This is a genomic window from Stenotrophomonas sp. GD03654, from assembly GCF_029845105.1.
In the GTDB taxonomy this organism is placed as follows: domain Bacteria; phylum Pseudomonadota; class Gammaproteobacteria; order Xanthomonadales; family Xanthomonadaceae; genus Stenotrophomonas; species Stenotrophomonas africana.
Genome location: NZ_JAOCLC010000057.1, coordinates 1 through 14,146, shown reverse-complemented (window position 1 = coordinate 14,146; position 14,146 = coordinate 1). Strand labels below are relative to the sequence as shown.

The 14,146-nt window shown below is 65.7% G+C and carries 9 protein-coding genes and 1 pseudogene; 4 read left to right on the top strand and 6 right to left on the bottom strand.

Features of this window, described 5'->3' with window-relative positions; translation table 11 throughout:
- Positions 1 to 42 precede the first annotated feature (42 nt).
- Together N5J73_RS18365 and N5J73_RS18360 are read left to right on the top strand one after the other, a co-directional pair.
- A pseudogene (locus tag N5J73_RS18365) lies at positions 43 to 3,498 on the top strand (efflux RND transporter permease subunit); the annotation flags it as partial.
- A complete protein-coding gene (locus N5J73_RS18360) occupies positions 3,495 to 6,584 on the top strand; it encodes an efflux RND transporter permease subunit (protein ID WP_049447851.1) in 3,090 nt (1,029 codons plus the stop codon). The pseudogene N5J73_RS18365 and the gene N5J73_RS18360, both read left to right, overlap by 4 nt.
- Positions 6,585 to 6,724: 140 nt before the next feature.
- On the opposite strand, the gene N5J73_RS18355 is transcribed toward N5J73_RS18360, so the two are convergent.
- The 6 genes from N5J73_RS18355 to ykgO form a co-directional block, all read right to left on the bottom strand.
- Positions 6,725 to 7,957 carry a TraB/GumN family protein gene (locus N5J73_RS18355; RefSeq protein ID WP_010484557.1) on the bottom strand — a complete coding sequence of 411 codons (1,233 nt, stop codon included), beginning with the start codon at positions 7,955 to 7,957 and terminating at the stop codon, positions 6,725 to 6,727.
- Positions 7,950 to 8,480, bottom strand: coding sequence for a GNAT family N-acetyltransferase (locus N5J73_RS18350; protein WP_049447852.1), 531 nt, complete (start codon positions 8,478 to 8,480; stop codon positions 7,950 to 7,952). The genes N5J73_RS18355 and N5J73_RS18350 overlap by 8 nt, the downstream gene beginning before the upstream one ends.
- 14 nt (positions 8,481 to 8,494) lie before the next feature.
- On the bottom strand, positions 8,495 to 9,382 hold the full coding sequence (locus N5J73_RS18345) for a carbon-nitrogen hydrolase (protein ID WP_006430958.1): 888 nt from the start codon (positions 9,380 to 9,382) through the stop codon (positions 8,495 to 8,497).
- A gap of 225 nt (positions 9,383 to 9,607) precedes the next feature.
- Positions 9,608 to 10,645: an agmatine deiminase family protein gene (locus N5J73_RS18340; protein ID WP_049447853.1), complete on the bottom strand. Its 1,038-nt coding sequence runs from the start codon at positions 10,643 to 10,645 to the stop codon at positions 9,608 to 9,610.
- 39 nt (positions 10,646 to 10,684) lie between these two features.
- Entirely contained in the window at positions 10,685 to 10,984 is a 300-nt protein-coding gene (locus tag N5J73_RS18335) for a hypothetical protein (protein ID WP_232015571.1), read from the bottom strand.
- Between the two features lie 176 nt (positions 10,985 to 11,160).
- Complete coding sequence (gene ykgO, locus N5J73_RS18330; protein WP_005409283.1) at positions 11,161 to 11,286, bottom strand: type B 50S ribosomal protein L36; 126 nt, start codon at positions 11,284 to 11,286, stop codon at positions 11,161 to 11,163.
- A gap of 197 nt (positions 11,287 to 11,483) precedes the next feature.
- Here ykgO and cmk point away from each other — a divergent pair, with 197 nt between their 5' ends.
- Together cmk and rpsA are read left to right on the top strand one after the other, a co-directional pair.
- Complete coding sequence (cmk, locus tag N5J73_RS18325) at positions 11,484 to 12,161, top strand: (d)CMP kinase (RefSeq protein ID WP_049447856.1); 678 nt, start codon at positions 11,484 to 11,486, stop codon at positions 12,159 to 12,161.
- A 198-nt stretch (positions 12,162 to 12,359) separates the two neighbouring features.
- Entirely contained in the window at positions 12,360 to 14,045 is a 1,686-nt protein-coding gene (rpsA, locus tag N5J73_RS18320) for a 30S ribosomal protein S1 (protein WP_049447857.1), read from the top strand.
- Positions 14,046 to 14,146: the final 101 nt, after the last annotated feature.

The following is a 14,146-nucleotide window of genomic DNA, read 5'->3' as shown; positions in this document are numbered from 1 at the left end:
GGTGCCTCGCCGGCGAGCGACGGCGCCGCCGCCGGCATGCGCGGCGGCCTGGTGGAATTCGCCACCCGCCGCCGCGTGACCATCGCCATGTGCACGGTCACGCTGCTGCTGTTCGGCCTGATCGCGCTGGGCAACCTCAAGGTCAACCTGCTGCCGGACCTGAGTTACCCGACGCTGACCGTGCGAACCGAGTACACCGGCGCGGCGCCGACTGAAATCGAAACCCTGATCACCCAGCCGGTCGAAGAAGCGGTGGGCGTGGTCAAGAACCTGCGCAAGCTGAAGTCGGTCTCGCGTACCGGCCAGAGCGATGTGGTGCTGGAGTTTGCCTGGGGCACCAACATGGATCAGGCCAGCCTGGAGGTGCGCGACAAGATGGAAGCGCTGAACCTGCCGCTGGAGGCCAAGGCCCCGGTGCTGCTGCGCTTCAATCCGTCCACCGAGCCGATCATGCGCCTGGTGCTGTCCAGCAAGACCGCACCGGCCAGCGATGCCGATGCGGTCCGCGAGCTGACCGGACTGCGCCGCTATGCCGACGAAGACCTGAAGAAGAAGCTGGAGCCGGTCACCGGCGTGGCAGCGGTCAAGGTCGGTGGCGGTCTGGAAGATGAGATCCAGGTCGACATCGACCAGCAGAAGCTGGCACAGCTGAATCTGCCGATCGACACCGTCATCAAGCGCCTGAAGGACGAGAACATCAACATCTCCGGCGGTCGCCTGGAGGAGGGTTCGCAGCGCTTCCTGGTGCGCACCGTCAACCAGTTCGCCGACCTGGAGGAGATCCGCAACCTGCTGGTCACCACCCAGGGCTCGAACGGAAGTGCAGCCGACTCGGCATTGCAGCAGATGTTCAACATCGCCGCGTCGACCGGTTCGGCCGCGGCCATCGCAGCGGCCTCGGCGGCGCAGAGCGCATCGTCCGGTGCTGGCTCCAGCGTGGTCGCCAATGGCGTGCCGGTACGCCTGAAGGACGTGGCCACCGTTCGTCAGGGCTACAAGGAGCGCGAAGCGGTGATCCGGCTGGGCGGCAAGGAATCGGTTGAACTGGCCATCTACAAGGAAGGCGACGCCAACACCGTGTCTACCGCCGAAGCGCTGCGCAAGCGCCTGGAGCAGATCAAGGGCACGTTCCCGTCCGATGTCGAGATGACCACCATCGAGGACCAGTCGCGCTTCATCGAGCACGCCATCGCCGACGTCAAGAAGGATGCGGTGATCGGTGGCCTGCTGGCGATCCTGATCATCTTCCTGTTCCTGCGCGATGGCTGGAGCACGTTCGTGATCAGCCTGTCGCTGCCGGTCTCGATCATCGCCACGTTCTTCTTCATGGGCCAGCTCGGCTTGAGCTTGAACGTGATGTCGCTGGGCGGCCTGGCATTGGCCACCGGCCTGGTGGTGGACGACTCGATCGTGGTGCTGGAGAGCATTGCCAAGGCGCGTGAGCGGGGCCTGGGCATCCTGCAGGCGGCGATCGTCGGTACCCGCGAAGTGAGCATGGCGGTGGTCGCCTCGACCCTGACCACCATCGCGGTGTTCCTGCCGCTGGTGTTCGTCGACGGCATCGCCGGCCAGCTGTTCCGTGATCAGGCACTGACCGTGGCGATCGCGATCGCGATCTCGCTGCTGGTGTCGATGACCCTGATTCCGATGCTGAGCTCGCTGAAGGGACGGCCGCCACTGGCGTTCCCGGAAGAGGCACCGAACGAACCGTGGCAACCGCAGAGCCGCTGGCAGAAGCCGGTTGCGCTGGGCCGCCGTGGCGCCGTGGCGACCGCGCGCTGGGGCTTCTACGCGCTGGCCTGGCTGATCGTGCGCCTGTGGCGTGGCGTGGTCGCGGTGGTCGGCCCGGTGATGCGCAAGGCCAGCGATCTGGCGATGAAGCCCTATGCCGGTGCCGAGCGCGGCTACCTGCGGCTGCTGCCGAGCGCGCTGGCCCATCCGGGCAAGGTGCTGGGGGTGGCCACGATCATCTTCGTGGCGACCATGGCACTGGTGCCGATGCTCGGTGCCGACCTGATCCCGCAGTTGGCCCAGGACCGCTTCGAGATGACGGTGAAGCTGCCGGCCGGCACGCCGCTGAAGCAGACCGATGCGCTGGTGCGCGAGCTGCAGCTGGCGCACGGCAAGGGGGAGGGCGTGGCATCGCTGTACGGCGTCAGTGGCAGCGGCACCCGCCTGGATGCCAGCCCGACCGAGAGCGGCGAGAACATCGGCAAGCTGACCGTGGTGATGGAAGGCGGCGGCAATGCACGTACCGAAGCGGAGATCACCGAGCGCCTGCGTGACACCATGGGCCAGCATCCGGGTGCACAGGTCGACTTCGCACGGCCGGCGTTGTTCAGCTTCTCCACGCCGCTGGAAATCGAGCTGCGCGGGCAGGACATGGCGACGCTCGAAGTAGCTGGCCAGCGCCTGGCGGCGCTGCTGCGCGGCAATGCGCACTACGCCGACGTGAAGTCGACGGTGGAAGAGGGCTTCCCGGAAATCCAGATCCGCTTCGACCAGGAGCGTGCCGGCGCGCTGGGCCTGACCACGCGCCAGATCGCCGATGTGGTGGTGAAGAAGGTGCGTGGCGACGTGGCCACCCGTTACAGCTTCCGTGACCGCAAGATCGACGTGCTGGTGCGTGCGCAGGAAGGTGATCGTGCCAGCGTGGAAAGCATCCGTCGGCTGATCGTCAATCCGGGCAGCACCCGTCCGGTGACGCTGGACGCGGTGGCCGATGTGGTGGCCACCACCGGCCCCAGCGAGATCCATCGCGCCGACCAGACCCGCGTCGCCGTCGTGTCGGCCAACCTGCGCGATATCGATCTGGGCGCGGCCATGCGCGAAGTGCAGCAGATGGTGGCCGAGCAGCCGCTGGGTGCGGGTGTCGGCCTGCACATCGGTGGTCAGGGTGAGGAACTGGCGCAGGCGGCGAAGTCGCTGATCTTCGCCTTCGGCCTGGCGATCTTCCTGGTTTACCTTGTGATGGCCTCGCAGTTCGAGTCGCTGCTGCATCCGTTCGTGATCCTGTTCACCATCCCGCTGGCGCTGGTCGGTGCGATCCTGGCGCTGATGCTGACGGGCAAGCCTATTTCGGTGGTGGTGTTCATCGGCCTGATCCTGCTGGTCGGCCTGGTCACCAAGAACGCGATCATCCTGATCGACAAGGTCAACCAGCTGCGCGAGGCCGGCGTGGCCAAGCACGAGGCCCTGGTGGAAGGGGCACGCTCGCGCCTGCGGCCGATCATCATGACCACCCTGTGCACGCTTTTCGGCTTCCTGCCGCTGGCGGTGGCGATGGGCGAGGGTGCCGAAGTGCGCGCGCCGATGGCGATCACCGTGATCGGCGGCCTGCTGGTATCGACCCTGCTCACCCTGCTGGTGATCCCGGTGGTGTACGACCTGATGGATCGTCGCGGTGATGCCTATTACCGCGAACGCGGCCGCAAGCATGCCGGCGAGATCGAACCGGGTGCGGCGGGCAGCGCGGCGGGTGCGGAGGAACCGGCATGAGTGTTGCCGAGTTCTCCATCCGCCGCCCGGTCACCACCATCATGTGTTTCGTGTCACTGGTGGTGATCGGCCTGATCGCTTCGTTCCGGCTGCCGCTGGAGGCGCTGCCGGACATCTCCGCGCCGTTCCTGTTCGTGCAGATCCCGTATACCGGTTCAACTCCGGAGGAAGTGGAGCGAACCATCATCCGCCCGGTGGAGGAATCGCTGGCGACGATGACCGGCATCAAGCGCATGCGCTCGTCGGCCACCTCCGAGGCCGCCCTGATCTTCATCGAGTTCAGCGACTGGGACCGCGACATCGCCATCGCTGCCTCCGATGCACGCGAGCGCATCGACGCGATCCGCAGCGACCTGCCGGACGACCTGCAGCGCTACAACGTGTTCAAGTGGTCCAGCAGTGACCAGCCGGTGCTGAAGGTGCGACTGGCCAGCACCACCGACCTGACCACCGCCTATGACATGCTCGACCGCGAATTCAAGCGGCGCATCGAGCGCATCCCCGGCGTGGCGCGCGTCGACATCACCGGTGCGCCGCCGAACGAGGTGGAGATCGCCATCGATCCGAACCGGCTCAACGCGCACGGGCTGAGCATCAACGAGCTGAGCGAGCGTTTGCGCACGCTGAACTTCTCGATCTCGGCCGGGCAGATTGACGACAACGGCCAGCGCGTGCGCGTGCAGCCGGTGGGCGAGATCACCGACCTGCAGGAAATGCGCGACCTGGTGATCAACGCCAAGGGCCTGCGCCTTGGGGATATCGCTGACGTGCGCCTGAAGCCGGCGCGAATGAACTATGGGCGCCGCCTCGATGGCAACCCGGCCGTCGGCCTGGATATTTTCAAGGAGCGCAGCGCCAACCTGGTGGAAGTCTCGCGCGCGGCGCTGGCCGAGGTCGAGTCGATCCGTGCGGAGGCGTCGATGCGCGACGTGCAGATCAAGGTGATCGACAACCAGGGCAAGGCGGTGACGTCCTCGCTGCTGGAACTGGCCGAGGCCGGTGCCGTCGGCCTGATCCTGTCGGTGACGGTGCTGTTCTTCTTCCTGCGCCATTGGCCATCCACGTTGATGGTGACCCTGGCCATTCCGATCTGCTTCACCATCACCCTGGGCTTCATGTACTTCGTGGGGGTGACGCTGAACATCCTGACCATGATGGGCCTGCTGCTGGCGGTGGGCATGCTGGTCGACAACGCCGTGGTGGTGGTGGAGAGCATCTACCAGGAGCGCGAGCGCCTGCCGGGGCAGCCGCGGCTGGCCTCGATCATCGGCACCCGCAACGTGGCCATCGCGCTCAGCGCCGGCACGCTGTGCCACTGCATCGTGTTCGTGCCGAACCTGTTTGGCGAGACCAACAACATCAGCATCTTCATGGCGCAGATCGCGATCACCATCTCGGTCTCGCTGCTGGCCTCATGGCTGGTCGCGGTCAGCCTGATCCCGATGCTGTCCGCGCGCATGGCCACGCCCAAGCTGGTGCACTCGCAGACCGGCATGATCGCGCGCCTGCAGCGCCGCTACGCGCAACTGCTGGACTGGTCGCTGCACCATCGTGGCTGGAGCCTGCTCGGCATTCTGCTGGTCGTGCTGGTCAGCCTGGTGCCGATGAAGCTGACCAAGATCGACATGTTCGGCGGTGACGGCGGCAAGGACATCTTCATCGGCTACATGTGGAAGGGCGCCTACACCTACCGCCAGATGTCCGAGGAAGTGGCACGGGTGGAGAACTGGATCGACGAGAACCGCGAGCGCCTGCACGTCAAGCAGGTGTATTCCTGGTACAGCGAACAGGAAGGCAGCTCGACCGTGGTCACCCTGGACGAGAAGTACGCCAAGGACATCAAGTCGCTGCAGGAAGAGCTGCGCAAGGGTCTTCCGAAGTCGGCCCGCACCGACTACTTCGTCGGGAACCAGGGGGGTGATGGCGGCGGTGGTGGCGGCAACCAGGGCGTGCAGGTGCAGCTGGTGGGCGACTCCAGTTCGATGCTGCAGGAAATCGGCCAGGAAGTGGTGCCACTGCTGGCCCAGCGTGCCGAGCTGCGCGATGTGCGCATCGACAATGGCGAGAAGGGCGGCGAGCTGAAGGTGCGCGTCGACCGTGAGCGTGCCGCCGCATTCGGCTTCAATGCCGAGCAGGTGGCCAGCTTCGTCGGCCTGGCCTTGCGCGGTGCACCGATGCGCGAGTTCCGCCGTGGAGACAACGAAGTGCCGGTGTGGGTGCGCTTTGCCGGTGCCGAGCAGAGCAGCCCGGAAGACCTGGCCGGCTTCAGCGTGCGCACCGGCGACGGCCGCAGCGTGCCACTGCTGAGCCTGGTCACCGTCGACGTCGGTTCGTCAGCCACCCAGATCGGACGCACCAACCGCCAGACCACGCTGACCATCAAGGCCAACCTGGCCGAGAAGGTCACCGCGCCCGATGGCCGCAAGGCGATGGAGTCCGTGCTCAAGCCGATGAACTTCCCGGCCGGTTATGGCTTCACCTTCGATGGCGGCGACTACGGCAACGACGACGAGGCGATGCAGCAGATGGTGTTCAACCTGCTGATCGCGCTGGTGATGATCTACGTGGTGATGGCGGCGGTGTTCGAGTCGCTGCTGTTCCCGGCGGCGATCATGAGTGGCGTGCTGTTCTCGATCTTCGGCGTGTTCTGGCTGTTCTGGATCACCGGCACCTCGTTCGGGATCATGTCCTTCATCGGCATCCTGGTGCTGATGGGCGTGGTGGTGAACAACGGCATCGTGATGATCGAGCACATCAACAACCTGCGGCGCGGCGGCATGGGACGCACGCAGGCGCTGGTGGAGGGCTCACGCGAGCGATTGCGCCCGATCATGATGACCATGGGCACGGCGATCCTGGCGATGGTGCCGATCTCGCTGACCAACACGCAGATGTTCGGCAATGGCCCCGAGTACGCGCCGATGGCGCGCGCGATTGCCGGCGGCCTGGCGTTCTCGACCGTGGTCAGCCTGCTGTTCCTGCCGACCATCTATGCGGTGTTGGATGACCTTCGCAGTGCCGTGACGCGGCTGGTCCGCCGCGCACGCGGCCTGGAGAGGGTAGAGCCGGGCGCTGCCCGGCTCTAATACACGTCAACGTGTTGTGGTGTGGGGGAGGCCGGTCGTAGTGGGGCGGCCTCCCCCTTTTTTTGCCGGGCATGGCGTGCCAACCAAGGTTGGCACCTACCAGAGCGCAGTCGAGCTTGGCTCGACGCTACACGGAACAATCAACCCGCCACCTTGCCCCACACCTTGAACGTGGTCAGCCACAGGCCGAGCATGCTGCCGATGTTGGTCAGCATGAAGGTGAGCACCACGCGGGTGACGCGGTTGCGATACCAGCCCTTCAGGCTCTGCGCGTCGTCGCGCAGCTTCAGGAAGTCTTCGTAAGCCGGCTTGCGCAGGCGCGCTTCCACCAGCGCCGAGAATGCGCCGGTCGGGATGCTCAGGCGGAACGGCTTGAACGGGGCCACTGCGATCGCAGTCAGGATGCTCAGCGGATGGCCGCCGGCCAACAGGCAGCCCAGGCCGGCGAGGCCGCCGGTATACATCGCCCAGGTCGCCAGCAGTTCGGTGCCCACGCCCAGTCCGCCGCGGTAGAAGCCCACGCCGATGCCGGTTGCCACGATGGCCAGGATGCCCAGCGTGAACCACGGAATGTTGCGCTTCTTCGGCACCGCTTCCAGCTCGGCGCGCAGCGGCGCCGGTGCTTCGGTGTCGGTTTCCAGATAGCGCGCCAGACCCGCAAGGTGACCCGCACCGACAACCGCCAGCACTTCACGCTGCTGCGGGTTGTGTTCCTCGCGCAGGCGCGTGGCCATGTAGCGGTCGCGCTCGCCGATGATGGTCTCGTACAGTGCCGGGCTCTCGCTGGCGAACTCGCCGAAGCTCGATTCCAGCATGTCGCCCTGCTTGAGCTTCTCGATCTCGTTCTCGCCCACTTCCTCGGACGAGAACAGGCCGGCGCCGAGACCGGCAACCAGCTTCAGCTTGCCGAAGAAGCCCAGCCGCTGCGAGGCGCGGCGGAAGGTCAGGCCGACCTCGCGGTCGATCAGGTGCACCGGCAGGTCGCGTTCGCGCGCCAGTTCCACCGCGCGCTTCAGCTCGGCGCCCGGCTCGATGTCGAGCTGTTCGGCCAGGCGACGCTGGTAGGCGGACAGGGCCAGGTTGGCGGCGAACAGGGCGACGCGGCCCTTGCGGATCACCTCGACCAGGTCGAGCTTGGCCAGCGTGTCGGGGTCGCTCAGCGCCTGCAGGCGCTGCGGGTCCAGTTCAACGGCAACGGCATCGAAGCGGCCGCTGTCGATGGCTTTCTCCACCGCCTCGACGCTGGCGCGGGAGACGTGGGCAGTGCCCAGCAGGGTGTAGCGCACGCCGTCGCGTTCAACGACGCGCACCGGCTGGCCGGCGAACAGGTCGTCGCCGGTCTCGGGAAGGGTTTCGGTCATGGGTTCATTCATTGGAAGGTGCGGTGTCGGCGCCGTCGCCGAGCGCGCGCTGCATCTGCACGGTATCCAGCCAGCGGCCATGCTTGCGGCCGAGGCCACGGAACACGCCCACCAGCTCGAAGCCGAAGCGTTCGTGCAGCTTGATTGAAGCGGTATTGGTCGGTTCGCCGATCACCGCCACCATCTGCCGGTAGCCACGCGCCACGCAGGCGTCGATCAACGCCTGCAGCAGGCCGGTGCCAACGCCCTTGCCCTGGAACGCGGCATCGACGTAGACCGAGTTTTCCACGGTCCACTGGTAGGCAACGCGGGTGCGGTAAGTATTGGCGTAGGCATAGCCGGCCACCTGGCCGTCGATTTCGGCGACCAGGTAGGGGAAGCCGCGGTCGATGATGTCGCGCATGCGGCGCAGCATCTCGGTCGCGTCCGGGATGTCGTACTCGTAGGTGTTGACGAAGTCGGTCACTTCCACCGCGTAGATCGCGGTGATCGCGTCGATGTCGGCCGGGCCGGCATCACGGATGAGGACGGCCATGCGCGGGCTCCGGCTCAGTCGATGTAGCGCTTGAGCAGGTCACCGTACGCGTCGATGCGGCGGTCGCGCAGGAACGGCCAGATGCGGCGCACATGCTCGCTGCGCTGCAGGTCGACATCGCACAGCAGAACCGTGGCATCGGTGCCGGCTTCGGCCAGGAACTCACCCTGCGGGCCCAGCACGTGGCTGTTGCCCCAGAACTGGATGCCCGACGCGCCCAGCGGTGAGGCCTCGTGGCCGACGCGGTTGCAGCTCAGCACCGGCAGGCCGTTGGCCACGGCGTGGCCGCGGTGGCTCAGCACCCACGCGTCGCGCTGGCGGGTCTTCTCGTCCTGCACATCGTCCGGGTCCCAGCCGATCGCGGTCGGGTACAGCAGCAGTTCGGCACCGGCCAACGCCATCAGGCGCGCCGCTTCCGGGTACCACTGGTCCCAGCACACCAGCACGCCAAGGCGACCCACCGAGGTATCGATCGGCGTGAAGCCGATGTCGCCCGGGGTGAAGTAGAACTTCTCGTAGAAGCCCGGGTCGTCCGGGATATGCATCTTGCGGTACTTGCCCAGCAGCGTACCGTCCTTCTCGAACACCACCGCGGTGTTGTGGTACAGGCCGGCAGCACGGCGCTCGAACAGCGAGCCGACCAGTACCACGCCATGCTGCTTCGCCAGCGCGCCCAGGCGCTCGGTGCTCGGGCCCGGAATCGGTTCGGCCAGATCGAATTCGTCCACCGATTCGTGCTGGCAGAAGTACGGACCGTTATGCAGTTCCTGCAGCAGCACCAGCTTGGCACCCTGCGCAGCCGCCTCGGCCACGCGTGCTTCGATCACCGCCAGGTTGGCGGCGGCATCACCGTGGTTGCGCTCCTGGATCAGGGCGACGGTAAGGGGGCTGCGCGAGTTCATGCGGGGCGTTCCTGCGGGGGAAAACCTGCATGTTAGCGCGGATGGGCAGCGACCGCGTGTCGCGCGCTGAATGGGCCGGTGTTGTAGAGCCGAGCCCATGCTCGGCTGCGTTCTGCTCCGGTTGCGCGAGCGCGCCAGCCGAGCGTGGGCTCGGCTCTACAAAAGGCCAGTCGAGCATGGCTCGACTCTACAAAAGCGGCGCCGGGCGGGGCCCGGCGTCATCCGTCATGCCTTCAGCAGGCCTTCCGGCAGCTGCATGGTGATGCAGTGCAGGCTGCCGTTCTGCCAGATCAGCGAGCGGCAGGGCACCTGCACGATCTCGCGGCCCGGGTGCGCCTGCGCCAGCACATCGCGGGCCAGGTCGTCGGCCGGATCGCCATAGGCCGGCATCAGCACCGCGCCATTGACGATCAGGTAGTTCGCGTACGACGCGGCCAGGCGACGGCCTTCGTCGATCACCGGCTGTGCCCACGGCAGCGGGAACAGGCGGTACGGCTGGCCGTCCTTGGTGCGCAGCGCCGCCAGCTCATCGCCCATCGCCTGCAGTTCGGCGTAGTGCGAGTCGCTCTCGTCGTCGCAGGCCTGGTAGACGATGCTGTCAGCCGAGGCGAAGCGGGCGAGGGTGTCGATGTGTGCGTCGGTGTCGTCGCCTTCCAGGTAGCCGTGGTCCAGCCACAGCACGCGGTCCTGCTGCAGCCAGTCGGCCAGGTCGGCGCTCAGGCTGGCGCGGTCGCGGTCCGGGTGGCGCTCGTGCAGGCACTTCCAGGTGGTCAGCAGGGTGCCTTCACCGTCGGTCTCGATGCCGCCGCCTTCCAGCGCGAACGGAATGCTGCGCACCGGGGCGTTGTTGAACACGCCGGCCTGGTCGAGCACGCCCACCAGCTGGTCATCCAGGGTGGCGTCGAACTTGCCGCCCCAGCCGGTGAAGCGGAAATCCAGCAGCTGGAACCCGCCATCGGCGCGGCGCAGGGTGATCGGGCCGGAGTCGCGCAGCCAGGTATCGTCGTAGGCCGCCGTGGTGAAGTGGACCTTGTCCATGTCGATGCGGTTGGAGCGCAGCCGCATCTCGGCGTAGGTCTCCACATCGTCGTCGGCCACGCAGATCAGCACCGGCTGGAAGCGGGTGATGGCCGCGACCAGGGCGATGTAGGTCTCTTCCACCTGGCCCAGGCGGTCGGCCCAGTCGGTGTCGGCGGTGGGCCAGGCAATCAGGACGCCGCTCTGGGCTTCCCACTCGGCAGGAAAACGAAGGGTCTGGTTCATGGTCTCGCTACACAGGCCCGCCCACGGCGGGTAAAGGGATCAACGGATCGGCGGTTTCGGGCCGATTTCGTTCGGGTCCGCCTGGTTGGCCACCACGTCGATCACCTTCTGCTTCTCGAAGTAGACGGTGAACTGCGGGTACACCCAGCGGTTGATGGTCGGCCATTGCCGCTTCTGCCCGCCACGCGGCTGCAGCTGTTCGCTCGGCGCGCCGAACTGCGCCTGCACCTGCTGCATGCTCTGGCCGCGCAAGGGCAGGGCACCGGCCGGCTTCTCGCGGGCACGGTCGACAAGCAGGGTATCGGCCATCGCCGGTGTGGCGGCGGCCAGGGTGGCCATCACGGCCAGGGCGGACAGGTAACGCTTCATCTCGATCTACTCCCCAGTGGTCAAGAAAGCCGATTACAGCAAAAACGGCAGGAAAAAGCCGCATAAACAAAAAACCGCCCGAAGGCGGCTTTTTGCATCGGGTCGGCCCCGCGTAGGGCCAGCCGCAGCCGCGAAGGCTGTTGGGCTTAGCGCTGACGCGCCTTGAAACGCGGGTTCGACTTGCAGATGACGAAGATCTTGCCACGACGACGCACGACCTTGCAGTCACGGTGACGGGCCTTCGCCGACTTCAGGGAGGACAGGACTTTCATGGCATACCTCGGCGTAAACAGTAGTTGTTCGGGTGGAGCGTGGCCGCGATATGCGAAAGACAATCGGCAGTTGACGCTCGTTCAAGCCCGCCATTCTACCGGGCTTTTCCTCGTGGTTTCAAGTGGTTGCACAAAAGATCCCGTTGGGGGCGTCTGACAGGGGCTAGAATGACCCCTTCACACGCTCTGGGAACCCCATGAATCCACTCGCTCCCGTCCTGACCATCGACGGCCCTTCAGGGGCTGGCAAGGGTACCATCAGCCGCATCATCGCGCGCCGGATGGGCTGGCATTACCTGGATTCGGGCGCGCTGTACCGGGCGGTGGGCGTGGCCGCGAGCTGGGCCGACATCGACACCTCCGATGCCTCGGCGCTGGTCCGCTGCACCTTCGATACCCACGTTCAGTTTGTCGAGCAGGGTGAAGCCATGCGGGTCATGGTGAACGGCACCGATGCCACCGACGAGCTGCGGCTGGAGACCACCGGCGCGCTGGCCTCGGCCATTGCTGCCATTCCCGAGGTCCGGGCCGCCCTGAAGGAGCGCCAGCGCGCATTCAGGGAGCTGCCCGGCCTGGTCGCCGATGGCCGCGACATGGGCACGGTGATCTTCAAGGACGCCCCCTACAAGGTCTTCCTGACCGCCAGTGCCGAGGAGCGCGCTGAGCGCCGGCATAAGCAGTTGAAAGACAAGGGGGTTTCTGTTAACTTTGATGACCTCCTGCGCGAGATCATGGCCCGCGACGCCCGTGATGCTCAGCGTACCGTGGCGCCCCTGAAGCCGGCAGACGATGCTGTCCTCATCGACACCACAGGCATCGGCATCGATGATGTCGTTGCCAGAGTGATGGATCTGCTTCCGGTTCCGGCTGCCTGATCCGTTCGCGCGGGAGCACTGCCAGCAACATCGGTGGTGGTCGCGCATAGCAGTGCTGTACCAGCTCCGTCGCGCAATGATGCGTGGCGGTTTTCCTACTACACACGACCTGCGTTTCCGGGGTCGACCAACAGGCGGGCGGTCGCCATTCCCCTGAAGGGGACGCTACCGACCCATGTGTCCAACAGAGTAAATCTAATGACCGAATCATTTGCCGAACTGTTTGAAGCCAGCCAGGCCAACCTGGCCAAGCTGAAGCCGGGCGCCATCGTCAGCGGTACCGTTGTTGAAGTCCGCGGCGACGTCGTGGTGATCAACGCTGGCCTGAAGTCCGAAGGCATCGTGCCGATCGAACAGTTCCGTAACGACGCTGGCGAAATCGACGTCGCCGAAGGCGACATCGTCAAGGTCGCCCTCGACTCGATCGAGAACGGCTTCGGCGAAACCGTCCTGTCGCGCGAGAAGGCCAAGCGCGCGATGGTGTGGGACGAGCTGGAAGAAGCGTTGGAAAAGAACGAAACCATCACCGGTCGCATCAGCGGCAAGGTCAAGGGTGGTTTCACCGTGGACATCAAGGATGTCCGCGCCTTCCTGCCGGGTTCCCTGGTCGATGTGCGCCCGGTGCGCGATCCGGCCTACCTGGAAGGCAAGGAACTCGAGTTCAAGCTCATCAAGCTGGACCGCAAGCGTAACAACGTCGTGGTCTCGCGCCGCGCTGTCGTCGAAAGCGAGCACTCGGAAGAGCGCGAGCAGCTGATGGACAAGCTGCAGGAAGGCGCGATCCTGAAGGGTGTCGTCAAGAACCTGACCGACTACGGCGCGTTCGTGGACCTGGGCGGTATCGACGGCCTGCTGCACATCACCGACATGGCGTGGAAGCGCGTGCGTCACCCGTCGGAAGTCGTGAACGTCGGCGACGAGCTGGACGTCCGCGTGCTGAAGTTCGACCGCGAGCGCAACCGCGTTTCGCTGGGCCTGAAGCAGCTGGGCGAGGATCCGTGGGACAACATCGGCCGTCGTTACCCGGCCAACAGCCGCGTCTTCGGCAAGGTCTCCAACGTCACCGATTACGGTGCGTTCGTTGAGATCGAGCCGGGCGTCGAAGGCCTGGTGCACGTCTCCGAGATGGATTGGACCAACAAGAACGTCAACCCGTCCAAGGTTGTGCAGGTTGGTGACGAAGTCGAAGTGATGGTGCTGGACGTCGATGAAGAGCGTCGCCGTATCTCGCTGGGCATGAAGCAGGTTGCCGCCAATCCGTGGGAAACCTTCGCTGCCACCCACAAGAAGGGTGACAAGGTGTCGGGCCAGATCAAGTCGATCACCGACTTCGGCATCTTCATCGGCCTGGACGGCGGCATCGACGGCCTGGTTCACCTGTCCGACATCAGCTGGGCCACCACCGGCGAAGACGTCGTTCGCAACTTCAAGAAGGGCGATACCCTGGACGCCGTCGTCCTGGCCGTCGACCCGGAGCGCGAGCGCATCTCCCTGGGCGTGAAGCAGCTGGAGCAGGATCCGTTCGGCCAGTACATGGCTGCCAATCCGAAGGGCTCCAAGGTCGAAGGCGTGGTGAAGGAAGTCGACGCCAAGGGCGCCGTGATCGAACTGGCCGACGGCATCGAAGGCTACGTGTCGGCTCGCGACATCGCCAACGAGCGCGTTGACGACGCTACCCAGCACCTGAAGGTCGGCGACAAGGTCGAAGCCAAGTTCGTGGGCATGGACCGCAAGGGCCGCACCCTGCAGCTGTCGATCAAGGCCAAGGATGACGCGGAAATGCGCGAAGTGCTGGAGGAATACCAGTCCTCTTCGGCTTCCAGCGGCACCACCCAGCTGGGCGCGCTGCTGCGTGCACAGCTGAACGGCAACAAGTCCGAGTAATCGGCCTTACGCTGTTCGTTGTTTCCTGGACGGCCCGGGCATTGCCCGTGCCGTTTCAGGCTGAGATGCCCCTGATGTGAGCCGGTGATGACCAAATCCGA